The sequence below is a fragment of the Pseudomonas sp. UW4 genome (assembly GCF_000316175.1).
Classification (GTDB): Bacteria; Pseudomonadota; Gammaproteobacteria; order Pseudomonadales; family Pseudomonadaceae; genus Aquipseudomonas; species Aquipseudomonas laurylsulfatiphila.
In genome coordinates this window covers 6,159,241-6,183,388 of the sequence record NC_019670.1, presented here as the reverse complement: position 1 = coordinate 6,183,388, position 24,148 = coordinate 6,159,241, and the positions used below count along the sequence as shown (strand labels likewise).

General features: G+C 58.3%; 24 protein-coding genes. 21 read left to right on the top strand and 3 right to left on the bottom strand.

The window, feature by feature from the left end; all coding sequences use genetic code 11:
• Positions 1 to 182: 182 nt before the first annotated feature.
• From rpmH to glmS, 21 genes are all read left to right on the top strand, one after another.
• Complete coding sequence (rpmH, locus tag PPUTUW4_RS28575; protein ID WP_003213577.1) at positions 183 to 317, top strand: 50S ribosomal protein L34; 135 nt, start codon at positions 183 to 185, stop codon at positions 315 to 317.
• 16 nt (positions 318 to 333) lie between these two features.
• Positions 334 to 735: a ribonuclease P protein component gene (gene rnpA / locus PPUTUW4_RS27575; RefSeq protein WP_015097448.1), complete on the top strand. Its 402-nt coding sequence runs from the start codon at positions 334 to 336 to the stop codon at positions 733 to 735.
• A complete protein-coding gene (gene yidD / locus PPUTUW4_RS28570) occupies positions 728 to 973 on the top strand; it encodes a membrane protein insertion efficiency factor YidD (protein ID WP_010207715.1) in 246 nt (81 codons plus the stop codon). Before rnpA ends, yidD begins: the two co-directional genes overlap by 8 nt.
• Before the next feature lie 2 nt (positions 974 to 975).
• Entirely contained in the window at positions 976 to 2,655 is a 1,680-nt protein-coding gene (gene yidC / locus PPUTUW4_RS27570; protein ID WP_015097447.1) for a membrane protein insertase YidC, read from the top strand.
• A 79-nt stretch (positions 2,656 to 2,734) separates the two neighbouring features.
• A complete protein-coding gene (gene mnmE / locus PPUTUW4_RS27565) occupies positions 2,735 to 4,105 on the top strand; it encodes a tRNA uridine-5-carboxymethylaminomethyl(34) synthesis GTPase MnmE (RefSeq protein ID WP_015097446.1) in 1,371 nt (456 codons plus the stop codon).
• 550 nt (positions 4,106 to 4,655) lie between these two features.
• Positions 4,656 to 6,554 (top strand): tRNA uridine-5-carboxymethylaminomethyl(34) synthesis enzyme MnmG, encoded by a 1,899-nt coding sequence (mnmG, locus tag PPUTUW4_RS27560; protein ID WP_015097445.1) that lies wholly within the window; start codon positions 4,656 to 4,658, stop codon positions 6,552 to 6,554.
• Positions 6,551 to 7,195 carry a 16S rRNA (guanine(527)-N(7))-methyltransferase RsmG gene (rsmG, locus tag PPUTUW4_RS27555; RefSeq protein WP_015097444.1) on the top strand — a complete coding sequence of 215 codons (645 nt, stop codon included), beginning with the start codon at positions 6,551 to 6,553 and terminating at the stop codon, positions 7,193 to 7,195. The genes mnmG and rsmG overlap by 4 nt, the downstream gene beginning before the upstream one ends.
• Before the next feature lie 18 nt (positions 7,196 to 7,213).
• A complete protein-coding gene (locus tag PPUTUW4_RS27550) occupies positions 7,214 to 8,011 on the top strand; it encodes a ParA family protein (protein WP_007969897.1) in 798 nt (265 codons plus the stop codon).
• 9 nt (positions 8,012 to 8,020) lie between these two features.
• The gene (locus tag PPUTUW4_RS27545) at positions 8,021 to 8,893 is read left to right on the top strand and encodes a ParB/RepB/Spo0J family partition protein (protein WP_007969899.1); all 873 of its coding nucleotides are present in this window, start codon (positions 8,021 to 8,023) and stop codon (positions 8,891 to 8,893) included.
• A gap of 148 nt (positions 8,894 to 9,041) precedes the next feature.
• Positions 9,042 to 9,449: a F0F1 ATP synthase subunit I gene (locus PPUTUW4_RS27540; RefSeq protein ID WP_007969901.1), complete on the top strand. Its 408-nt coding sequence runs from the start codon at positions 9,042 to 9,044 to the stop codon at positions 9,447 to 9,449.
• Between the two features lie 16 nt (positions 9,450 to 9,465).
• Entirely contained in the window at positions 9,466 to 10,335 is an 870-nt protein-coding gene (gene atpB, locus PPUTUW4_RS27535) for a F0F1 ATP synthase subunit A (RefSeq protein WP_015097443.1), read from the top strand.
• A 133-nt stretch (positions 10,336 to 10,468) separates the two neighbouring features.
• Entirely contained in the window at positions 10,469 to 10,726 is a 258-nt protein-coding gene (atpE, locus tag PPUTUW4_RS27530; RefSeq protein WP_003097235.1) for a F0F1 ATP synthase subunit C, read from the top strand.
• A 58-nt stretch (positions 10,727 to 10,784) separates the two neighbouring features.
• Positions 10,785 to 11,255: a F0F1 ATP synthase subunit B gene (locus PPUTUW4_RS27525; protein WP_007969903.1), complete on the top strand. Its 471-nt coding sequence runs from the start codon at positions 10,785 to 10,787 to the stop codon at positions 11,253 to 11,255.
• Positions 11,256 to 11,267: 12 nt separating this feature from the next.
• Positions 11,268 to 11,804 (top strand): F0F1 ATP synthase subunit delta, encoded by a 537-nt coding sequence (locus PPUTUW4_RS27520; RefSeq protein ID WP_007969904.1) that lies wholly within the window; start codon positions 11,268 to 11,270, stop codon positions 11,802 to 11,804.
• A gap of 21 nt (positions 11,805 to 11,825) precedes the next feature.
• On the top strand, positions 11,826 to 13,370 hold the full coding sequence (atpA, locus tag PPUTUW4_RS27515; protein WP_007969905.1) for a F0F1 ATP synthase subunit alpha: 1,545 nt from the start codon (positions 11,826 to 11,828) through the stop codon (positions 13,368 to 13,370).
• Positions 13,371 to 13,420: 50 nt separating this feature from the next.
• Positions 13,421 to 14,281: a F0F1 ATP synthase subunit gamma gene (gene atpG / locus PPUTUW4_RS27510; RefSeq protein ID WP_007934344.1), complete on the top strand. Its 861-nt coding sequence runs from the start codon at positions 13,421 to 13,423 to the stop codon at positions 14,279 to 14,281.
• A gap of 27 nt (positions 14,282 to 14,308) precedes the next feature.
• Positions 14,309 to 15,685 carry a F0F1 ATP synthase subunit beta gene (atpD, locus tag PPUTUW4_RS27505; protein WP_007969907.1) on the top strand — a complete coding sequence of 459 codons (1,377 nt, stop codon included), beginning with the start codon at positions 14,309 to 14,311 and terminating at the stop codon, positions 15,683 to 15,685.
• Between the two features lie 45 nt (positions 15,686 to 15,730).
• A complete protein-coding gene (locus PPUTUW4_RS27500) occupies positions 15,731 to 16,156 on the top strand; it encodes a F0F1 ATP synthase subunit epsilon (RefSeq protein ID WP_007969909.1) in 426 nt (141 codons plus the stop codon).
• 113 nt (positions 16,157 to 16,269) lie between these two features.
• Positions 16,270 to 17,637: a bifunctional UDP-N-acetylglucosamine diphosphorylase/glucosamine-1-phosphate N-acetyltransferase GlmU gene (gene glmU / locus PPUTUW4_RS27495; protein WP_015097442.1), complete on the top strand. Its 1,368-nt coding sequence runs from the start codon at positions 16,270 to 16,272 to the stop codon at positions 17,635 to 17,637.
• A 216-nt stretch (positions 17,638 to 17,853) separates the two neighbouring features.
• Positions 17,854 to 18,630, top strand: coding sequence for a DeoR family transcriptional regulator (locus tag PPUTUW4_RS27490; protein ID WP_007969913.1), 777 nt, complete (start codon positions 17,854 to 17,856; stop codon positions 18,628 to 18,630).
• A gap of 1 nt (position 18,631) precedes the next feature.
• Entirely contained in the window at positions 18,632 to 20,464 is a 1,833-nt protein-coding gene (gene glmS / locus PPUTUW4_RS27485; protein WP_015097441.1) for a glutamine--fructose-6-phosphate transaminase (isomerizing), read from the top strand.
• 44 nt (positions 20,465 to 20,508) lie between these two features.
• On the opposite strand, the gene PPUTUW4_RS27480 is transcribed toward glmS, so the two are convergent.
• From PPUTUW4_RS27480 to PPUTUW4_RS27470, 3 genes are read right to left on the bottom strand one after another with little or no spacing between them, the layout of a single operon-like run.
• A complete protein-coding gene (locus tag PPUTUW4_RS27480; RefSeq protein WP_015097440.1) occupies positions 20,509 to 21,534 on the bottom strand; it encodes a DUF2955 domain-containing protein in 1,026 nt (341 codons plus the stop codon).
• A complete protein-coding gene (locus PPUTUW4_RS27475) occupies positions 21,524 to 22,642 on the bottom strand; it encodes an HlyD family secretion protein (protein WP_015097439.1) in 1,119 nt (372 codons plus the stop codon). Before PPUTUW4_RS27475 ends, PPUTUW4_RS27480 begins: the two co-directional genes overlap by 11 nt.
• Positions 22,635 to 24,146 carry a TolC family protein gene (locus PPUTUW4_RS27470; protein WP_015097438.1) on the bottom strand — a complete coding sequence of 504 codons (1,512 nt, stop codon included), beginning with the start codon at positions 24,144 to 24,146 and terminating at the stop codon, positions 22,635 to 22,637. The genes PPUTUW4_RS27475 and PPUTUW4_RS27470 overlap by 8 nt, the downstream gene beginning before the upstream one ends.
• Positions 24,147 to 24,148: the final 2 nt, after the last annotated feature.

Here is a 24,148-nt window from a genome sequence, read left to right as displayed (position 1 = left end):
AAATACTTTCCTTTCTTATTTTTATATTTACCCGCGGTTCGTTCAGCGCAAAACGCCTGGAGATCTATTTATAAGGAAACGCTGGTTGGAAATTGACCTGAAGGCTTGCTTTCTCTAGAATCCCCGGTCTCTTAAAACGGGGGCCATTCCGGCCCGTTGTGGACGAACCAGGTAACACGACAATGAAACGTACTTTCCAACCAAGCACTATCAAACGCGCTCGTACCCACGGTTTCCGTGCTCGCATGGCTACCAAGAACGGTCGTGCCGTACTGTCGCGTCGTCGCGCCAAAGGTCGTGCGCGTCTGGCAGTTTGATAAGCCGGCACTGGAGGTGAGTCAGGACTTCAGTCGGGAAAAGCGTCTGCTTACTCCCCGGCATTTCAAGGCAGTCTTTGACTCCCCTACCGGCAAGGTTCCGGGGAAAAATCTCCTGCTCCTTGCGCGCAACAACGATCTTGATCACCCCCGTCTCGGGTTGGTTATCGGGAAAAAGAGCGTAAAGCTCTCCGTCGAGCGCAATCGCCTCAAACGTCTGATGCGCGAATCGTTTCGTCTGAACCAGGATTCACTGGTCGGCTGGGACATTGTTATCGTCGCGCGCAAAGGTTTGGGTGACGTAGAAAACCCCGAATTGATTCAGCATTTCGGAAAACTCTGGAAACGCCTGGCTCGCAGTTCGCCGGTACCAGCAGTCAAAACCGAAACTGTAGGGGTAGACAGTCCAGATGCGTAAACTGGCACTCGTTCCGATCCAGTTTTATCGCTATGCCATTAGTCCCCTGATGGCCAGTCACTGTCGTTTCTACCCCAGTTGTTCCTGCTACGCGTTAGAAGCCATCGAAAATCATGGCCTTCTTCGCGGTGGCTGGCTGACCTTTCGTCGTTTAGGTCGCTGTCATCCGTGGAATCCCGGTGGTTATGACCCGGTTCCACCTATCCCTACCTCCCGTTCTTCTTCGATGGCCGAGTAATCATGGATATCAAACGCACGATCCTGATCGTCGCCCTGGCAATCGTGTCCTACGTTATGGTTCTTAAATGGAACCAGGACTATGGCCAGGCTGCCCTGCCGACTCAGAATGTTGCCACCAATACGACTGCATCGGGCCTGCCGGATACGGCATCTGGCTCCAACGCTTCCGCCAGTGACGACATTCCACGTGCTGCTAGCGACACCAGCGCACCTGCCGAAACACCGGTGGCTGTGAGCAAGGACCTCATCCAGATCAAAACGGATGTACTGGACCTGGCTATCGACCCACAAGGTGGTGATGTTGCCCAGTTGACCCTGCCGCTGTATCCGCGTCGTCAGGATCACCCGGAAATTCCGTTCCAGCTGTTCGATAACGGCGGCGAACGTACTTATCTGGCACAAAGCGGTCTGATCGGCACCAACGGTCCGGATGCAAATCCGGCCGGTCGTCCGGTTTATTCCTCGGAGAAGAAGGTTTATCAGCTGGCTGACGGTCAGGACCAATTGGTCGTGGACCTGAAGTTCAGCAAGGACGGCGTCAACTACATCAAGCGTTTCACCCTGAAACGCGGCCTGTATGACGTAACCGTTTCCTACCTGATCGACAACCAGAGCGCCCAGCCCTGGACCGGTGCGATGTTCGCCCAGTTGAAGCGTGACGCCAGCGCCGATCCTTCGTCGACCACGGCGACCGGCACCGCGACTTACCTGGGCGCCGCCCTGTGGACAAGTTCGGAGCCGTACAAGAAAGTGTCCATGAAGGACATGGACAAGGCGCCGGTGAAAGAAACCGTCACTGGCGGTTGGGTTGCCTGGTTGCAGCACTACTTCGTGACCGCATGGATTCCGGCCAAGGGCGAAAACAACGTCGTCCAGACCCGAAAAGACAGCAAAGGCAACTACATCATCGGCTACACCGGCCCATCGATGAGTGTTGCCCCGGGCGCCAAGGCCGAGACCAGCGCTGTTCTGTACGCCGGCCCGAAAAGCCAGGCCGTGCTGAAAGAGTTGTCCCCAGGTCTGGAACTGACCGTCGACTACGGCATTCTGTGGTTCATTGCCCAGCCAATCTTCTGGTTGCTGCAACATATCCACGCGCTGGTCGGTAACTGGGGCTGGTCGATCATCTTTCTGACCATGCTGATCAAGGGGATTTTCTTCCCGCTCTCGGCCGCCAGCTACAAATCCATGGCGCGCATGCGTGCAGTGGCACCGAAACTGGCCGCGCTGAAAGAGCAACATGGCGATGACCGGCAGAAAATGTCGCAAGCCATGATGGAGCTGTACAAGAAAGAAAAGATCAATCCGCTGGGTGGTTGCTTGCCAATCCTCGTGCAGATGCCGGTTTTCCTCTCGCTGTACTGGGTTCTGCTGGAAAGCGTTGAAATGCGCCAGGCGCCGTTCATGCTGTGGATTACTGACCTGTCGATCAAGGATCCGTTCTTCATTCTGCCGATCATCATGGGTGCAACCATGTTCATCCAGCAGCAGTTGAACCCGACTCCTCCGGATCCGATGCAGGCGAAGGTCATGAAAATGATGCCAATCATCTTCACCTTCTTCTTCCTGTGGTTCCCGGCGGGTCTGGTGCTGTACTGGGTAGTGAACAACGTATTGTCGATCGCCCAACAGTGGTACATCACTCGTAAGATCGAAGCGGCTGCCAAAGCAGCTGCCTGATTTACACTGTGGATAACCACTCAAGACGCCCCCTAGTGGGGCGTTTTGCTATCTGTCACTTTTGTCTGGATACCGGTTTATGAGCGTTCCTCGTGAAACCATCGCCGCCGTCGCCACCGCTCAAGGTCGTGGCGGTGTAGGCATCGTGCGTATCTCCGGGCCGTTGGCCAGCGTTGCGGCCAAGGCTTTCAGTGGTCGTGATCTCAAACCGCGATTTGCCCACTACGGTCCCTTTTTCGGTGAACACGACGAGGTACTGGACCAGGGCATCGCGCTGTATTTTCCGGGGCCAAACTCGTTTACCGGGGAAGATGTGCTGGAACTCCAGGGACATGGTGGCCCGATTGTTCTGGATATGTTGCTCAAGCGCTGCCTGGAACTGGGTTGCCGGCTTGCCCGGCCGGGGGAATTCAGCGAGCGTGCGTTCCTCAACGACAAGCTTGACCTGGCCCAGGCCGAGGCCATTGCCGACCTGATTGAAGCCAGTTCTGCCCAGGCTGCGCGAAATGCGTTGCGCTCCCTGCAAGGTGCTTTCTCGTCACGTGTGCATAACCTCACCGAGCAACTGATCGGCCTGCGCATCTACGTCGAAGCGGCCATCGATTTCCCGGAAGAGGAAATCGACTTCCTCGCCGATGGCCATGTCCTGAGCATGCTCGACAAAGTGCGCGACGAGTTATCCACTGTCATGCGTGAAGCCGGGCAGGGTGCCTTGCTGCGAGACGGCATGACAGTGGTCATTGCCGGTCGTCCGAATGCCGGTAAATCCAGCCTGCTCAATGCACTGGCCGGGCGCGAAGCAGCGATCGTGACTGAAATTGCCGGCACCACCCGGGACGTACTTCGTGAACATATCCACATCGATGGCATGCCGCTGCATGTGGTGGATACCGCCGGTCTGCGCGATACCGATGACCATGTGGAAAAAATCGGCGTGGAACGTGCCTTGAAAGCCATCGGTGAAGCGGATCGGGTACTGCTGGTGGTCGATGCCACCGCGCCGGAAGCCATCGATCCGTTCGCACTGTGGCCGGAATTTCTCGAAACCCGTCCCGATCCCGCGAAAGTTACCCTGATCCGCAACAAGGCCGACCTTACGGGCGAAGCCATTGCCATGGAGATCAGCGACGACGGCCACGTCACCATCAGCCTGAGCGCCAGGTCCGGAGGTGTCGGTCTGGAGCTGCTGCGTGATCACCTCAAGGCCTGCATGGGCTACGAGCAAACGTCCGAAAGCAGCTTCAGTGCTCGCCGGCGACACCTGGAAGCGCTACGTCATGCCAGTGCTGCCCTTGAGCATGGTCGTGCCCAGTTGACCCTGGCCGGTGCTGGCGAGTTGTTGGCCGAAGATCTGCGCCAGGCTCAGCAGTCGCTGGGAGAAATCACCGGCGCCTTCAGCTCTGACGATCTGTTGGGGCGAATTTTCTCCAGCTTCTGTATCGGCAAGTAGCCCTCCTGGTATTCACAGACAGGCCGTTCGTGCCTGTCTGCTCTCTCTTTTTCTGAATAAACCCTCCAGTGCCGAGCGGACTTTGCCTGCTTGAGCGGAATTCTCGTGCCTGAATTTCGGGCAAACGACACTTTTCTGTGGATTAAGCCCTGTGAATAACCGCCGCTAAGGTCAGTTGATAACAGGGCCTGAAAACTGAACATAACCGCCTCTGTGGATAACCACCCCTTTCATCCACAGGCTTACACCGGTTATCCAAGGGCCTCATTGGCACATGAACACAGGGTTTTGAATCGCTGTACATATTGAAAATAAAGGCCTGTAGAGATCTATCCACAGAAAGGCAGGTGCATAGAAATAAACATAAAAACAAAGATTTAATAAATTTCTCTCTTTTTAATTTCTATAACTCCGACTTTTCCACAGCTGGTTAAATTTTGTGCAAAGGGTTCTTTAGGAAGGGCGAAGTCCCTATACTTGTCGACCAGGTCCGAAAACCTGAGCTCAAACTATTCCTGAATTACCTACTTAAGCAGGCACGAGGTGCGTGGTGGATTTCCCTTCCCGTTTTGAAGTGATCGTCATCGGCGGCGGTCATGCCGGTACCGAGGCAGCACTGGCCTCAGCACGTATGGGGGTGAAAACCCTTTTGCTGACGCATAACGTGGAAACCCTCGGTGCCATGAGTTGCAACCCGGCCATTGGCGGGATCGGCAAAAGCCACCTGGTCAAGGAAATCGACGCCCTCGGCGGCGCGATGGCCATGGCTACCGATAAAGGCGGCATCCAGTTTCGTGTGTTGAACAGCCGCAAAGGCCCGGCCGTGCGTGCAACCCGTGCACAGGCCGACCGGGTTCTGTACAAGGCCGCTGTCCGCGAAATCCTGGAAAACCAGCCGAACCTGTGGATATTTCAACAGGCCGCTGATGACCTGATCGTCGAGCAGGAACAAGTGCGCGGCGTAGTGACCCAGATGGGCCTGCGTTTCCTCGCCGACTCGGTGGTTTTGACCACAGGCACCTTCCTCGGTGGACTTATCCACATTGGTTTGCAGAATTTCTCCGGCGGCCGTGCCGGTGATCCTCCGTCGATTGCCCTGGCTCACCGTCTACGTGAATTGCCTTTGCGGGTCGGTCGCCTGAAGACAGGTACGCCGCCGCGTATCGACGCCCGTTCTGTGGATTTCTCGGTGATGACCGAGCAGGCCGGCGATACGCCGATCCCGGTGATGTCGTTCATGGGTTCCAAAGAGCAGCATCCACGGCAGATCAGTTGCTGGATTACTCATACCAACGCCCGTACCCACGAGATCATTGCGGCGAACCTCGACCGTTCGCCGATGTATTCCGATGCAGGCGAGATCGAAGGCATCGGTCCGCGTTACTGCCCGTCGATCGAAGACAAGATTCATCGCTTTGCCGACAAGGAAAGCCACCAGGTCTTCATCGAACCGGAAGGTTTGACCACGAACGAGCTGTACCCGAACGGGATATCCACATCCTTGCCGTTCGATGTGCAATTGCAGATCGTGCAATCGATCCGCGGCATGGAAAACGCACACATCGTGCGCCCGGGCTACGCCATCGAGTACGACTACTTCGATCCGCGCGACCTGAAGTACAGCCTGGAAACCAAAGTGATCGGCGGCCTGTTCTTCGCCGGGCAAATCAACGGCACGACCGGTTACGAAGAAGCCGGCGCCCAGGGTTTGCTCGCCGGAACCAACGCGGCACTGCGCGCGCAGGGCAAAGATGCCTGGTGCCCGCGTCGCGACGAGGCCTATATCGGCGTGTTGGTCGACGACCTGATTACCCTCGGCACCCAAGAGCCGTACCGGATGTTCACCTCCCGCGCCGAATACCGTTTGATCCTGCGCGAAGACAACGCCGACCTGCGCTTGACCGAAAAAGGTCGCGAACTGGGCCTGGTGGATGACGTGCGTTGGGCGGCTTTCTGCAAAAAACGCGAAAGCATCGAACTGGAAGAGCAGCGTCTGAAAAGCACCTGGGTTCGCCCGGGCACCGAACAGGGCGATGCGATTGCCGAAAAATTCGGCACGCCGCTGACCCACGAATACAACCTGCTGAATCTCTTGAGCCGTCCGGAAATCGACTACGCTGGTCTGATCGCCGTGACCGGAGGTGGCGCAGAAGATCCACAAGTCGCCGAACAGGTCGAAATCAAGACCAAGTACGCCGGCTACATCGATCGTCAACAGGATGAAATCGCCCGCCTGCGCGCCAGCGAAGACACCAAATTACCTGTGGATATCGATTACACGAATATTTCCGGTCTCTCCAAAGAGATCCAGAGCAAGCTCGGTGCGATCCGCCCTGAAACCTTGGGCCAGGCCTCGCGTATCCCGGGCGTAACGCCGGCAGCCATTTCGCTGTTGATGATTCATTTGAAAAAACGCGGCGCGGGCCGTCAGTTGGAGCAAAGCGCTTGAGTTCGTTGGTCACTTCGCAACATGCAGAAGAGTTATCCACAGGTGCCCGCCAGCTTGGCGTCACGCTGACAGAAACCCAGCACGCGCAACTGCTGGATTATCTGGCCCTGTTGATCAAATGGAACAAGGCTTACAACCTCACCGCCGTGCGTGATCCGGACGAAATGGTCTCCCGTCATCTGCTCGACAGTCTGAGCGTGATGTCATTCATCGAAAACGGACGCTGGCTCGACGTTGGCAGTGGCGGCGGCATGCCCGGCATTCCGCTGGCTATCCTGTTTCCCGAGTCCCAGGTGACGTGCCTGGACAGCAACGGCAAGAAAACCCGCTTCCTGACCCAGGTCAAACTCGAACTCAAACTGGATAACCTGCAAGTTATCCACAGTCGCGTCGAAGCGTTCCAGCCTGCCCAGCCCTTCAACGGGATCATTTCCCGGGCGTTCAGCAGCATGGAAAACTTCAGCAACTGGACTCGCCACCTCGGCGATAGCGAAACACGCTGGCTGGCAATGAAGGGCGTTCATCCGGCCGATGAGCTGGTAGCATTGCCGGCAGACTTCCACCTCGATAGCGAACACGCCCTGGCCGTACCTGGTTGCCAAGGCCAACGCCATCTGCTGATACTGCGCCGCACGGCATGATTGGGAACACAAGCAAGAATGGCTAAGGTATTCGCGATAGCGAACCAAAAAGGTGGCGTGGGCAAAACCACCACCTGCATCAACCTCGCAGCATCCCTGGTCGCGACCAAGCGCCGGGTGCTGTTGATCGACCTCGATCCACAGGGCAACGCCACCATGGGTAGCGGTGTGGATAAACATGGCCTGGAAAACTCGGTCTACGACCTGTTGATCGGTGAGTGCGACCTGGCCCAGGCCATGCACTTCTCCGAACACGGTGGTTACCAGTTGTTGCCGGCCAACCGCGACCTGACCGCGGCCGAAGTGGTGCTGCTGGAAATGCAGATGAAGGAAAGCCGTCTGCGCAGCGCGCTGGCGCCGATCCGGGAAAACTACGATTACATCCTGATCGACTGCCCGCCGTCGCTGTCGATGCTGACCTTGAACGCACTGGTTGCCGCCGATGGGGTCATTATCCCCATGCAGTGCGAGTACTTTGCACTCGAAGGCTTGAGCGACCTTGTGGATAACATCAAGCGTATCGCTGAACTGCTCAATCCGAACCTCAAGGTCGAAGGCCTGCTGCGGACGATGTACGACCCGCGCCTGAGTCTGATGAACGATGTCTCGGCGCAGCTCAAGGAACACTTCGGCGAACAGCTCTACGACACCGTCATTCCGCGCAACATCCGTCTGGCCGAAGCGCCAAGCTACGGCATGCCGGCGCTGGCGTACGACAAAGCGTCGCGAGGTGCCGTTGCCTATCTGGCATTGGCGGGCGAAATGGTTCGTCGTCAACGCAAAAACTCACGCATCGCCGCCGCTCAGGCAACTTAAGGAATCCCCATGGCCGTCAAGAAACGAGGTCTCGGACGTGGACTGGATGCTCTGTTGAGTGGTCCGACTGTCAGCTCGCTGGAAGAACAAGCGGCGCAAGCCGATCAGCGTGAGCTGCAACACCTTCCCCTGGATCTGCTCCAGCGCGGCAAATACCAGCCGCGTCGTGACATGGACCCGCAGGCGCTGGAAGAACTGGCGCAGTCGATCAGGGCCCAGGGCGTCATGCAGCCCATCGTGGTTCGCCCGATCGGCAGCGGTCGTTTTGAAATCATTGCTGGCGAACGTCGCTGGCGTGCCAGCCAGCAGGCCGGGCAGGAAACCATCCCGGCGATGGTTCGCGATGTACCCGATGAAACCGCGATCGCCATCGCCCTGATCGAGAACATCCAGCGCGAAGACCTGAACCCGATTGAAGAGGCGGTGGCCCTGCAGCGTTTGCAGCAGGAGTTCCAGCTGACCCAGCAACAGGTGGCCGAGGCCGTGGGCAAGTCCCGGGTGACCGTGGCTAACCTGCTGCGCCTGATTTCCTTGCCGGAAGTCATCAAGACCATGCTGTCCCACGGCGACCTGGAAATGGGTCATGCTCGTGCTTTGCTCGGTTTACCGGAAAATCAACAGGTTGAAGGGGCGCGACATGTTGTCGCACGCGGGCTGACCGTGCGCCAGACTGAGGCACTGGTTCGCCAGTGGTTGAGTGGCAAACCGGAGCCTGTGGAACCCCAAAAACCGGACCCGGATATCGCCCGCCTCGAACAGCGCCTGGCCGAGCGCCTAGGCTCTGCGGTGCAGATCCGCCACGGCAAGAAGGGTAAGGGGCAGTTGGTGATTGGCTACAACTCCCTGGATGAGCTTCAAGGCGTACTTGCACATATACGCTGAAACATTTCCTCATGTAGCGCGCAGTCGGAAATCACTACCTGACAGTTGAATAGGGGCAGAAGCGCCCCTATACTCTGCGCGCATTTTGTCGGCACAAATTATGCCAAGTTATTGAATTCTGGCAGCCGACCATTGGAGAGTAAAAGTGATGGAAACCCGCACGCCAAACCGCTTGCCCTTCCATCGCCTGGCAGTTTTTCCGGTGTTAATGGCTCAATTTGTCGTTTTGCTCATTGCTGCTTTGGCGCTCTGGCAATGGCGGGGAGTCGTTGCCGGGTACTCGGGACTTTGCGGAGGCCTGATAGCCTTGCTGCCCAATGTTTATTTCGCTCACAGGGCATTTCGGTTTTCCGGCGCCCGAGCAGCCCAGTCCATCGTCCGGTCTTTTTATGCCGGCGAGGCAGGCAAACTGATTTTGACGGCAGTGCTGTTTGCACTGGTGTTTGCAGGTGTGAAGCCATTGGCGCCGATTGCAGTATTCGGCGTCTTCGTGCTGACTCAGTCAGTCAGCTGGTTCGCTCCCCTGCTGATGAGAACAAGACTTTCGAGACCTTAGGGCGTTTGAGGCAACCATGGCAGAAACAACCGCTTCGGGCTATATCCAGCACCACTTGCAGAACCTGACCTTCGGTCAGCACCCTACCGGCGGCTGGGGCTTTGCCCACACCGCAGCAGAAGCCAAGGAAATGGGCTTCTGGGCTTTCCACGTCGATACACTCGGCTGGTCGGTCGCATTGGGTCTGATCTTCGTTCTTCTTTTCCGCATGGCGGCAAAGAAAGCGACCTCGGGTCAGCCTGGTGCTTTGCAGAACTTCGTTGAAGTACTGGTCGAATTCGTCGATGGCAGCGTGAAAGACAGCTTCCATGGCCGTAGCCCGGTGATTGCACCGCTGGCACTGACCATCTTCGTCTGGGTGTTCCTGATGAACGCCGTCGACCTGGTACCGGTCGACTGGATTCCTCAACTGGCCATCCTGATCTCCGGCGATGCGCATATCCCGTTCCGTGCCGTGTCGACTACCGACCCGAACGCGACCCTGGGCATGGCGTTCTCGGTTTTCGCACTGATCATCTTCTACAGCATCAAGGTCAAGGGCCTCGGCGGTTTCATCGGCGAGCTGACCCTGCACCCTTTCGGCAGCAAGAACATCTTCGTTCAGGCCCTGCTGATCCCGGTGAACTTCCTGCTGGAATTCGTGACCCTGATCGCCAAGCCGATCTCTCTGGCTCTGCGTCTGTTCGGCAACATGTATGCCGGCGAACTGGTCTTCATTCTGATTGCTGTGATGTTCGGCAGCGGTCTGCTCTGGCTCAGCGGCCTGGGCGTCGTTCTGCAGTGGGCGTGGGCTGTGTTCCACATCCTGATCATCACCCTGCAGGCGTTCATCTTCATGATGTTGACCATCGTCTACCTGTCGATGGCGCACGAAGAAAACCATTAAGACCAGTCTCGACTAGTCTGATGTCCTTCCCCGTCAAACGGGAAGGGGCTCTTCACGGGGCCTCTGAAACGATTTGTTTTACCGCTTTAAATTAAAAAACCTAAACCATACGACGTAAAAGTCGGGAGGAAAGATGGAAACTGTAGTTGGTCTAACCGCTATCGCTGTTGCACTGTTGATCGGCCTGGGCGCACTGGGTACCGCAATTGGTTTCGGCCTGCTGGGCGGCAAGTTTCTGGAAGGCGCAGCGCGTCAGCCAGAAATGGTTCCAATGCTGCAAGTTAAAATGTTCATCGTTGCCGGTCTGCTCGACGCCGTAACCATGATCGGTGTTGGTATCGCTCTGTTCTTCACCTTTGCGAACCCGTTCGTTGGTCAGATCGCTGGCTAATTACTCGGATCTTCCGGGTAATTTGGTGTGATGGACAACGTAACTGCGAGGTGTTGGCGTGAACATTAATGCGACCCTGATTGGCCAGTCCGTTGCGTTCCTGATTTTTGTACTGTTCTGCATGAAGTTCGTATGGCCTCCGGTCATCACGGCTCTGCACGAACGTCAAAAGAAGATCGCTGATGGTCTGGACGCTGCCAGCCGAGCAGCTCGCGACCTGGAGTTGGCCCAAGAAAAAGCGGGTCAGCAACTGCGCGAAGCGAAAGCTCAGGCAGCTGAAATCATCGAGCAAGCCAAGAAACGCGGTACCCAGATTGTCGACGAAGCCCGTGAACAGGCTCGCGTCGAAGCTGACCGTGTGAAGGCTCAGGCTCAGGCCGAGATCGAACAGGAACTGAACAGCGTCAAAGACGCGCTGCGCGCCCAAGTGGGTAGCCTGGCCGTTGGCGGTGCTTCGAAGATCCTGGGCAAAGCAATCGATCAAAACGCGCACGCAGAGCTGGTTAACCAACTGGCTGCTGAAATCTAAGCGAGGGCGATCATGGCAGAACTGACCACGTTGGCCCGACCTTACGCTAAGGCGGCCTTCGAGCACGCTCAGGCCCACCAGCAACTGGCCAATTGGTCAGCCATGCTCGGCCTGGCAGCAGCGGTGTCGCAAGACGACACCATGCAGCGCGTGCTCAAGGCCCCGCGACTGACGAGCGCAGAAAAGGCCGCCACGTTCATTGACGTGTGCGGCGACAAGTTTGATGTAAAGGCACAGAACTTCATTCACGTCGTTGCCGAAAACGACCGTCTCCCGCTGTTGCCGGAGATCGCCGCTCTGTTCGACCTGTACAAGGCCGAACAAGAGAAATCGGTAGACGTTGAAGTGACCAGTGCCTTCGCATTGAACCAAGAACAGCAAGACAAACTCGCCAAGGTTCTCAGTGCACGACTCAACCGGGAAGTGCGCCTGCAAGTCGAGGAAGATTCATCCCTTATTGGGGGTGTTGTCATCCGCGCCGGCGACCTGGTTATCGATGGCTCGATTCGCGGAAAAATCGCGAAACTTGCCGAAGCATTGAAATCTTGAGTTTGAAGGGGCAGCAGAGCAATGCAGCAACTCAATCCTTCCGAAATAAGTGAAATTATCAAGGGCCGCATCGACAAGCTCGATGTGACCTCCCAAGCCCGTAACGAAGGCACTGTCGTCAGCGTATCTGACGGCATCGTGCGGATTCACGGTCTGGCCGACGTAATGTACGGCGAGATGATCGAGTTTCCGGGCGGCGTCTTCGGCATGGCCCTCAACCTTGAGCAAGACTCTGTAGGTGCCGTTGTATTGGGCGCATACCAGACTCTGGCTGAAGGCATGAGCGCCAAGTGCACTGGCCGCATCCTGGAAGTTCCGGTTGGTAAGGAACTGCTGGGTCGCGTAGTCGACGCACTGGGTAACCCAGTTGACGGCAAAGGTCCGCTGAACAACACCGAGACCGACGCGGTCGAGAAAGTTGCTCCAGGCGTGATCTGGCGTAAGTCGGTAGACCAGCCTGTACAGACTGGCTACAAGGCTGTCGATGCCATGATCCCTGTCGGCCGTGGCCAGCGTGAGCTGATCATCGGTGACCGTCAGATCGGTAAAACCGCTCTGGCGATCGACGCGATCATCAACCAGAAAGACAGCGGCATTTTCTGCGTCTACGTAGCGATCGGTCAGAAACAATCGACCATCGCCAACGTTGTTCGCAAGCTGGAAGAAAACGGTGCACTGGCTAACACCATCATCGTAGCTGCGAGCGCTTCGGAATCTGCAGCACTGCAGTTCCTGGCTCCGTACTCCGGTTGCACCATGGGCGAATACTTCCGCGACCGCGGTGAAGACGCGCTGATCGTTTATGACGATCTGTCCAAGCAAGCAGTGGCTTACCGCCAGATTTCCCTGCTGCTGCGCCGTCCACCAGGCCGTGAAGCTTACCCAGGCGACGTGTTCTATCTCCACTCCCGTCTGCTGGAGCGCGCATCCCGCGTTTCGGAAGAGTACGTAGAGAAGTTCACCAACGGCGCAGTGACCGGCAAAACCGGTTCCCTGACCGCACTGCCGATCATCGAAACCCAGGCTGGCGACGTTTCCGCGTTCGTTCCGACCAACGTGATTTCCATCACCGACGGTCAGATCTTCCTGGAATCGGCCATGTTCAACTCGGGCATCCGCCCTGCAGTGAACGCCGGTGTTTCGGTATCCCGTGTAGGTGGTGCCGCTCAGACCAAGATCATCAAGAAGCTGTCCGGTGGTATCCGTACCGCTCTGGCTCAGTACCGTGAACTGGCGGCATTCGCCCAGTTCGCTTCTGACCTGGACGAAGCGACCCGTAAGCAACTTGAGCATGGTCAGCGCGTTACCGAGCTGATGAAGCAGAAGCAATACGCGCCAATGTCGATCGCCGACATGTCGCTGTCGCTGTATGCCGCTGAGCGTGGGTTCCTGACCGACGTTGAAATCGCCAAGATCGGCAGCTTCGAACAAGCGCTGATTGCTTACTTCAACCGCGATCACGCCGACTTGATGGCGAAGATCAACGTGAAGGGTGACTTCAATGACGAAATCGATGGCGGCCTGAAAGCCGGTATCGAGAAGTTCAAGGCCACCCAAACCTGGTAAGCCGCAGCGGGAGCCTAGCGGCTCCCGCTTGCTAACCTGATAGGTGTTACATGGCAGGCGCAAAAGAGATTCGCAGTAAGATTGCGAGCATCAAAAGCACGCAAAAGATTACCAGCGCCATGGAAAAAGTGGCGGTCAGCAAAATGCGCAAGGCACAAATGCGCATGGCTGCTAGCCGTCCTTATGCGGAGCGCATCCGCCAGGTTATTGGCCATCTGGCCAACGCTAACCCGGAATATCGCCACCCGTTCATGATCGACCGTGAAGTAAAGCGTGTCGGTTATGTCGTAGTGAGCAGTGACCGTGGTCTGTGTGGTGGCTTGAACACCAACCTGTTCAAGGCTTTGGTCAAGGACATGGCGGTAAACCGCGAAAACGGCGTCGAGATCGATCTGTGTGTAGTTGGTAGCAAGGGTGCGGCTTTCTTCCGCAACTTCGGCGGTAACGTCGTTGCAGCTATCAGCCACCTGGGTGAAGAGCCGTCGATCAATGATCTGATCGGCAGCGTCAAGGTGATGCTGGATGCCTACCTGGACGGCCGTATTGACCGCCTGTCCGTGGTATCCAACAAGTTCATCAACACCATGACGCAACAGCCTACCGTGGAGCAGTTGATTCCACTGGTGGCAACCCCGGATCAAGAACTCAAGCACCACTGGGACTATCTCTACGAACCGGATGCCAAGGAGCTGCTCGACGGCTTGATGGTCCGTTACGTGGAGTCGCAGGTCTACCAGGCGGTGGTCGAGAACAACGCGGCTGAACAAGCTGCGCGGATGATCGCGATGAAGAACGCTACCGACAACGCCGGTGATTTGATCAGCGATTTGCAGCTGGTCTACAACAAGGCGCGTCAGGCTGCGATCACCCAAGAGATCTCGGAAATCGTCGGCGGCGCTGCCGCGGTTTAACGGTTCAAATATTCAGAGGATCCAGCTATGAGTAGCGGACGTATCGTTCAAATCATCGGCGCCGTTATCGACGTGGAATTCCCACGCGACAGCGTACCGAGCATCTACGACGCCTTGAAAGTTCAAGGCGCCGAAACCACTCTGGAAGTTCAGCAGCAGCTGGGCGACGGCGTGGTTCGTACCATTGCGATGGGCTCCACCGAAGGCTTGAAGCGCGGTCTGGACGTCAACAACACTGGCGCAGCCATCTCCGTACCGGTCGGTAAAGCGACCCTGGGCCGGATCATGGACGTACTGGGCAACCCGATCGACGAAGCTGGCCCGATCGGCGAAGAAGAGCGCTGGGGCATTCACCGTCCTGCGCCAACCTTCGCTGAACAAGCCGGTGGCAACGAGCTGCTGGAAACAGGCATCAAGGTTATCGACCTGGTTTGCCCGTTCGCCAAGGGCGGTAAAGTCGGTCTGTTCGGTGGTGCCGGTGTAGGCAAGACCGTAAACATGATGGAACTGATCCGTAACATCGCCATCGAGCACAGCGGTTATTCCGTGTTCGCCGGTGTGGGTGAGCGTACTCGTGAGGGTAACGACTTCTACCACGAGATGAAGGACTCCAACGTTCTGGACAAAGTGGCACTGGTTTACGGTCAGATGAACGAGCCGCCGGGAAACCGTCTGCGCGTAGCACTGACCGGCCTGACCATGGCCGAGAAGTTCCGTGACGAAGGTAACGACGTTCTGCTGTTCGTCGACAACATCTATCGTTACACCCTGGCCGGTACTGAAGTATCCGCACTGCTGGGCCGTATGCCTTCGGCAGTAGGTTACCAGCCGACCCTGGCTGAAGAGATGGGCGTGCTGCAAGAGCGCATCACTTCGACCAAGCAAGGTTCGATTACTTCGATCCAGGCGGTATACGTACCAGCGGACGACTTGACCGACCCGTCGCCAGCGACCACCTTCGCCCACTTGGACGCCACCGTCGTTCTGTCCCGTGACATCGCTTCCCTGGGTATCTACCCGGCGGTAGACCCACTGGACTCGACTTCGCGTCAGCTGGACCCGAACGTGATCGGCAACGACCACTACGAAACCGCTCGCGGTGTTCAGTACGTGCTGCAGCGTTACAAAGAACTGAAGGACATCATTGCGATCCTGGGTATGGACGAGCTGTCGGAAGCCGACAAGCAGTTGGTAAACCGTGCTCGTAAGATCCAGCGCTTCTTGTCGCAGCCGTTCTTCGTGGCTGAAGTCTTCACCGGTGCATCGGGTAAATACGTTTCCCTGAAAGACACCATTGCTGGCTTCAAAGGCATCCTCAACGGTGACTACGACCACCTGCCAGAACAAGCGTTCTACATGGTTGGCGGCATCGAAGAAGCGATCGAGAAAGCCAAGAAACTGTAATCCCGGCGCCCGGCAACGGGCGCTAATTTAGGTTGAGGCAATCAGATGGCTATGACAGTCCATTGCGATATCGTCAGCGCGGAAGGGGAAATCTTTTCCGGTCTGGTCGAGATGGTGATTGCGCACGGTGCACTGGGTGATCTTGGTATCGCCTTGGGTCACGCGCCGCTGATCACTAATCTGAAGCCAGGTCCGATCCGCCTGGTCAAGCAGGGCGGGGAAGAGGAGGTGTATTACATCTCCGGTGGTTTCCTCGAGGTTCAGCCGAACATGGTCAAGGTACTTGCCGACACCGTGCAACGTGCTGCCGATCTGGATGAAGCCTCCGCTCAGGAAGCCGTTAAGGCTGCCGAGAAGGCCTTGCATGAACGTGGCGCTGAATTCGATTACGGTTCTGCTGCCGCACGTCTGGCCGAGGCTGCAGCTCAGCTGCGCACCGTCCAGCAGATCCGCAAGAAGTTCGGCCACTAAGGTTGCGCTTGTTGTGCGATTGATTAAAAAGGGTAGCCTCGGCTACCCTTTTTTCTTTTCCGATTTTTACAACCTGGTCGCAGCCGCTGACCACCCAGGATTGGTAGCCAGTCATGTCACTTGAAATCGTTATTCTCGCTGCTGGCCAAGGCACGCGTATGCGTTCAGCTTTGCCGAAAGTTTTGCACCCGATTGCCGGCAACTCCATGCTCGGCCATGTTATCCACAGCGCCCGGCAACTTGATCCACAGCGCATCCACGTGGTGATCGGCCACGGTGCCGATGCCGTGCGCGAACGCCTGGCGGCTGATGATCTGAACTTCGTCCTGCAGGATAAGCAGCTGGGTACCGGTCACGCCGTTGCTCAAGCCGTGCCGTTCATTCAGTCCGACACCGTTCTGGTGCTTTATGGCGATGTGCCGTTGATCGAAGTCGATACCCTGCAACGTCTGCTCAAGCAGGTGGGGCCAGAGCAATTGGGCTTGCTGACTGTCGAGCTGGATGACCCGACCGGTTACGGCCGCATTGTTCGTGATGAGCAGCGCAAGGTCACGGCCATTGTCGAGCAGAAAGATGCCAATGAAGCCGAGCGCAAAATCACCGAAGGCAATACCGGCATTCTGGCGCTGCCTTTTGCCCGTCTTGGCGACTGGATGAGCCGTCTCTCCAATAACAACGCCCAGGGCGAGTACTACCTGACCGACATCATTGCCATGGCCGTGAGCGATGGTCTGGTAGTGGCCACCGAGCAACCGCACGACGCCATGGAAGTGCAGGGCGCCAACGATCGCAAGCAGCTTTCCGAACTGGAACGGCATTATCAATTGCGCGCCGGTCGTCGTTTGATGGCTCAAGGTGTGACGCTGCGCGACCCGGCGCGTTTCGATATCCGCGGTGAAATCACGGTCGGCCGCGATGTGCTGATCGACATCAACGTAATTCTCGAAGGCAAGGTGGTCATCGAAGACGATGTGGTGATCGGCCCGAACTGCGTGATCAAGGACAGCACCCTGCGCAAAGGCGTGGTCATCAAGGCCAACAGCCATATCGAAGGTGCCATCCTGGGTGAAGGCAGCGACGCCGGCCCGTTCGCTCGTCTGCGTCCAGGCACCGTGCTGGAAGCCCGCGCGCATGTGGGTAACTTCGTCGAATTGAAAAACGCGCACCTGGGCGAAGGCGCCAAGGCCGGTCACCTGACTTATCTGGGCGATGCCGAAGTGGGCGCGCGCACCAATATTGGTGCCGGCACCATTACCTGCAACTACGACGGCGTCAACAAGTGGAAAACCGTGTTGGGCGAAGACGTGTTCATTGGCTCCAACAACTCGTTGGTGGCGCCTGTGGAAATCCTCGACGGCGCGACCACAGCGGCTGGCTCGACCATTACTTCGACTGTGGATAAATCCCAGCTGGCCATCGGGCGTGCTCGCCAGAAGAACATCGATGGCTGGAAGCGGCCGGAGAAGGTCAAGAAGGGCTGAGTTATCCACAACCCTCCTTGTAGGAGCGAGCTTGCTCGCGATGATTTCAAGAGCGGCGCATTTTTCCAGAAAGAATGCTTTATCGTTCACGCCCATCGCGAGCAAGCTCGCTCCTACAAGTTATCCACAGGTCTTTTCATCACTCCGCGCTTGACGAAATTTCGCCGATAGGTTTTGATTGCTTCCGTTATCTTTCGAATCGAAACTTATCAACTCATGTCAAAGCGCAATACACCTCAGCGTCGCCACAACATCCTCGCCTTGCTCACTGAGCAGGGCGAAGTCAGTGTGGATGAGTTGGCCAAGCGCTTCGAAACGTCGGAAGTTACGATTCGCAAGGATCTGGCGGCACTTGAAAGCAATGGTCTGTTGCTGCGCCGTTACGGCGGGGCGATCACCATGCCTCAGGAACTGGTGGCCGACCTTGGTCAGCCGGTTTCCAAGTACAAACAAGCCATCGCCCGTGCCGCCGTAGCGCGGATTCGCGAGCATGCGCGCATCATTATCGACAGTGGCAGTACCACCGCCTCCATGATCCCGGAACTCGGCCAACAACCTGGCTTGGTGGTGATGACCAACTCGCTGCATGTTGCCAATGCCTTGAGCGAACTTGAGCACGAACCGGTGCTGTTGATGACCGGTGGCACCTGGGACCCGCACTCCGAGTCCTTCCAGGGGCAGGTTGCCGAGCAGGTACTACGCTCCTATGACTTCGACCAGCTGTTTATCGGTGCCGATGGCATCGATCTGGTTCGCGGTACAACCACCTTCAACGAACTGCTTGGACTGAGCCGGGTCATGGCCGAAGTCGCCCGTGAAGTCGTCGTGATGGTGGAGGCCGACAAGATCGGCCGCAAGATTCCCAACCTGGAGCTGCCCTGGAGCAGCGTCCATACCCTTATTACCGATGAACGCCTGCCGCTTGAGGCTCGCGATCAGATTCAGGCCCGCGGCATCAATTTGATATGCGCGGCTGTCAGTCAGGAGAAATAGCATGTGTGGAATTGTCGGCGCAGTCGCAGAACGTAACATCACCGCCATCCTCGTCGAAGGCCTGAAACGCCTCGAATACCGTGGGTATGACAGCGCTGGCGTGGCGGTCTACACCAACGATGAAAAACTCGAGCGTCTACGTCGTCCGGGCAAGGTCAGTGAGCTGGAGCAGGCATTGACCACCGAGCCGCTGGTCGGTCGCCTGGGCATCGCCCACACCCGCTGGGCTACCCACGGCGCACCGTGCGAGCGCAATGCCCACCCGCATTTCTCCGGTGACCTGGCGGTGGTGCACAACGGCATCATCGAAAACCACGAAGCCCTGCGCGAACAACTAAAGGCCCTGGGTTATGTGTTCACCTCGGACACCGATACCGAAGTCATCGCCCACCTGCTGAACCACAAACTCAAGGATCTGAGCGACCTGACCGTGGCCCTCAAGGCAACTGTCAAAGAACTGCACGGTGCTTACGGCCTGGCAGTGATCAGCGCCAAGCAACCTGATCGTCTGGTCGCGGCCCGCAGCGGCAGTCCGCTGGTGATCGGCCTGGGCCTTGGGGAAAACTTCCTGGCCTCCGACCAGTTGGCCCTGCGTCAGGTCACTGACCGCTTCATGTACCTGGAAGAAGGCGATATCGCCGAAATCCGCCGCGACAGCGTGCAGATCTGGGACGTTGACGGCAAGGCTGTCGAGCGCGAAGCCGTGCAATATCGCGACGGTGCCGAAGCCGCTGAAAAGGGCGAGTTCCGCCACTTCATGCTCAAGGAAATCCACGAGCAACCGTCCGTGGTGCAGCGCACCCTGGAAGGTCGCCTGAGCCAGAACCAGGTGCTGGTACAAGCATTCGGTCCGCAGGCGGCCGAGCTGTTTGCCAAAGTGCGCAATGTACAGATCGTCGCGTGCGGCACCAGTTACCACGCCGGCATGGTCGCGCGTTACTGGCTCGAAGAGCTGGCCGGCATTCCTTGCCAGGTCGAAGTCGCCAGCGAATTCCGCTACCGCAAGGTGGTGGTGCAGCCCGACACCTTGTTCGTGACCATTTCCCAGTCCGGCGAAACCGCCGACACCCTGGCCGCTCTGCGCAACGCCAAGGAACTGGGCTTCCTCGCCAGCCTGGCGATCTGCAACGTCGGCATCAGCTCGCTGGTGCGTGAGTCCGACCTGACCCTGTTGACCCAGGCCGGCCGCGAAATCGGCGTGGCCTCGACCAAAGCCTTCACCACGCAATTGGTCGGCCTGTTGTTGCTGACGCTTTCTCTGGGCCAGGTTCGTGGCACCTTGGCCAAAGACGTAGAAGCGACCTTGGTCGAAGAACTGCGTCGTTTGCCAACCCGCCTGGGCGAGGCGCTGGCCATGGACAGCACTGTGGAAAAAATCTCCGAGCTGTTCGCCGAGAAAAACCACACGCTGTTCCTCGGTCGCGGCGCGCAGTTCCCGGTAGCGATGGAAGGCGCACTCAAGCTCAAGGAAATCTCCTACATCCACGCCGAAGCCTACCCGGCCGGCGAGCTGAAACACGGCCCGTTGGCGCTTGTGGATAACGACATGCCCGTGGTGACCGTGGCGCCGAACAACGAGCTGCTGGAGAAGTTGAAGTCCAACCTCCAGGAAGTCCGCGCCCGCGGTGGCCAGTTGATCGTCTTCGCTGACGAGAAGGCCGGCATGACCAACGGTGAAGGCACCCACGTGGTGCACATGCCGCACATCCACGACATCCTGTCGCCGATCCTCTACACCATCCCGCTGCAGCTGCTGTCGTACTACGTCGCCGTGCTCAAAGGCACCGACGTCGACCAGCCGCGCAACCTGGCGAAGTCGGTTACTGTGGAATAAGTTATCCACAACGAAAAAACCCCTTTTCAGGGGTTTTTTCGTTTCTAGGAGAGCGTAATTCGCCGTTGCCGCCGCGTGTCGAGCAAATACACCATCAAACAGGCATACAAAGTCACCAGAATGAACAGCCCCATGCGGATGGCGAAGGCGGTGTAGACGTCCTTGCCCGCTGCGCTGTCCTGTACCGATTGGCCGAGCAGAATGATCAGGGTTGCCAGGCTGTTGAGCCAGAAACTTGGTGGTTGTCGGGTTTGGGCCAGGCCGTAGAGTTTTCTGGCCACCAGCAAACCGAACAGCAGCATCCACAGAAAAAACATCCACAGATTCACGAACAGGCTCAGCGCGCACCAGAAAAGGATCGCCATCAGGCCGCCGAGCAGGGTCGAGCCGAGCAGTTCCTGGCCGGCGTTGCGGGCGCTGGTTGCGCAGCTCTGTTGGCCAAGGCTGACGGCTTTCATGATGATCGGCAGATAGCTGGCCGGGTCGATCATGGCCAGCAGGAACGTCGGCAGCACCACCAGCGTGGCCCGTAGCGCCAGCCAGCTGCTTTCGGTGGGCGTAAGGTTCGGGCCGGGCTTGGCCGGTGGGGCGCTGGCGGGGTCGGGAAACAGCCAATGGCTGATGGTCAGCGTCGTGACGGCCAGGAACAGTCCCTTGACCAGAGCCACGATCACCTCGAGCGCCAGGGCGAATTCAGCGGTTCCGGCGGAACTGATCAAGGTCAGGCCCACCACCAGGAAAGTCGCCACCAGCGGGTTGCCACCACGCAGGCCGTAACCGAAAGCCATGAACAGGCACAGTCCGACCAGCAACACGCCACTGAACGGGTAGTAACGCAGCAGGGGGATCAGGAGCAGGCCGGTCCCGGTGGTCAACATCAGGATCAGGATCAGACCCAGGCTGGCCTTGAACGGCAACGGACGGTTCATCGCCGCCAGCATCATCAGAGCCAGCATCGGTGCGAGGAACGGAATGGGCAGGGCCAGACCGAAGCTCGCCGCCAGGCACAGCGCCGTACCGAAGCCCAGGCGCAATGCGCGCTGAACCCGGGCCGGGCGCTCAATACGCATAGGACATCCAGCTCATCAGGCGCAGAAACACGCGCCCTAGAATATTCAGCGGGTTGCCCTCGCTCGGGAAGGCCATGACTTCGGCCTGTCCGCCGGAGCGGATGCCTTGTGGACCGGTCAACTCACCGGGTTCGAACTCGATGATGACCGGGAAGCGCTGGGCCGGGCGGAGCCAGTCGCGACTGTTCTCCACCTTCGGCAGGCTGCCCGGCTGGGTGGTCTGGCCGATATCGACGCCGTAGCCGACGCTGCGCACATGGCCTTTGTAGATTTTCCCTGGCAGGGCATCGAGGACAATGGACACCGGCGTCCCGGGCTGGACACTGCCGAGGTTGTTTTCGGTCATGTCGGCGCTGATCCACACGTCGTGGATGGCGATCAGGGTCATCACCGGTGCACCGGCGGAGGCGAACTGGCCGACATCGGTGCGCAAATCGGTGATCAGGCCGGCCGAGCGCGCGTGGACTTTGGTATTGCTCAAGTCCAGCTCGGCTTTTTCGAGGTTGCTGGCGGCGCTGAGCAACTGGGCGTTTTCGTCTTCGTTACCGCCTTGTTGTTCCCGCGCCCGTTGCACTTCGGCCTTGGCCGCAGCGACCTGACTGATGGACTCTTCCAGGGTGGCGCGGGAGATCTCGAGGCGGCGCAGCGAGATGGTGCCCGGGTCTTCGCGATACAGGCGTTCAAGCCGCTGGCTATCCTGGCGAGCCTTGAGCTCATTGGCCTGGGATGCGCGCAGGGACGCTAACTTGGAGTCGACGCCAGCCGTGTTGGCGCCCACCTGGCGACGGGTCGACTCAAGGTCGGCGCGGGCGCGATCGACGGCAATCTGGTACTGCTCCGGATTGACTTCAAACAGCAATTCGCCAGCCTTGACGTCCTGGTTGTTGCGTACGTGCACCTTGGTCACCCGGCCGGATACCTCGGCCGCCACCGGCACAATGAAGGCCTGCACCCGTGCCTGTTGCGTGTAGGGCGTGTAACGGTCGGCCATCAGGTACCAGACCAGGCTCAGGATGATCAGCAGTACTACCCAGTTGATGGCTTTTCTGGCCGGGTCGGCGGCGGGTGCCGAGGTGTTCTCGGCGGCCGGTTGTGGGCTGTCAGTCATGGGCATTTTCCTTCGGTTCGTCGAGCAGGTCGCCCCAATCGGTCCGTTGTTGCATCTGTTGGCGGGTGGCCGGGTCGATCATCGGCTGGTCGCTGTACCAGCCACCGCCCAGCGCCTTGTACAAGGCGATCAGGCTGTTGACGGCAGTGCCACGGTTGACCAGGTAGATATCCTGCTGGGCAAACAAGGCGCGCTGTGCATCCAGCACACGCTGGAAATCCGAATAGCCTTCGCGGTACTGGGCATTGGCCAGGGTCACCGAACGTTCGGCGGCCACCGATGCATCGCTGAGGATCCGGTCACGCTCCAGCGCCTTGATCAAACCGGTCGCGGCATCGTCAGCCTCGCGTGCAGCCTGGCGTACGCTGTCCTGGTAGATAACGATCAACTGCTGCAAGCGCGCATCCTGCACGCGGACGTTGTTGGTGATCCGGCCATGGTCGAAGATGTCCCAGCGCAGGCTGGGGCCGGCCACCATGTCGAGGGTATTGGATGCACCGTTGAGCGAGCTGGCAGACCAGACGATGCTGCCCAGCAGGCTGATGGAGGGGTACAAGTCGGTCTCGGCCACACCGATCAACGCCGACTGCGCCGCCACTTGCAGTTCGGCCGCACGAACATCGGGACGCCGCACCAGCAGATTTGCAGGTACATCCTGCAGCACAGCCGTATCGAGCAATGGCACCACCCCGGTGTTGCGATCCAGGTCAGGGATGGAGCCGGGTGGCTGGCCGATCAGGGTGGACAATGCATTTCGCAAGCTCGCCACCTGGCTCTCGAAATCCGGGATGGTACTCAGGGTCCCCAGGTACTGGGTCTTGGCCTGTTGCAGGTCGAGTTCAGCCTCGGCCCCGCTTTTGAACAGGCGCTCGGTGATCTCGTAGCTGCGTTTTTGCAAGGCGGCGTTACTGCGGGCGATGGCCAGGCGTGCTTCGGCGGTGCGCAAGGCGTAGTAGTTTTGCGCAAGTTGCGCGTGCAAGAGCACCAGGGCATTTTCATAGTTGGCCTGGGCGGCAAACCAGGACGCGTCGGCCGACTCGATGGCACGGCTGAAACGCCCCCAGAAATCCAGCTCCCAGCCGATATCGAAGCCGACACTGTGTTGCCAGAAATGCGTGTCCTGTGGGTTGGCACCGCCCGATTGTCGACGCTTCAGGTACAGGCTATCGGCGCTGGCCTGCTGCAATTGCGGGTAGCGTCCACTCAGGGCGATGCCCAATTGCGCTCTCGACTCCATGACCCGCAGGCCAGCGACGTGCAGGTCGGGGTTGTGGGCATCGGCTTCGGCCATCAAGTGGTCCAGCACCGGGTCGTTAAACACGCGCCACCATTGGCGGCTGTCAGGTTGCGCGTGTTGTTGGCCGGCGAGCTCCAGGGCCGGGCTGTTCCAGTGATCGACCCAAGGCTGGGCCGGCGACTGGAAATCCGGGCCCAGTTGCACGCAGCCCCCCAGAAAGGCGGTCCCACAGAGCAGCAGCCGGCTGATGCGAGCAGGACGTGGCATCA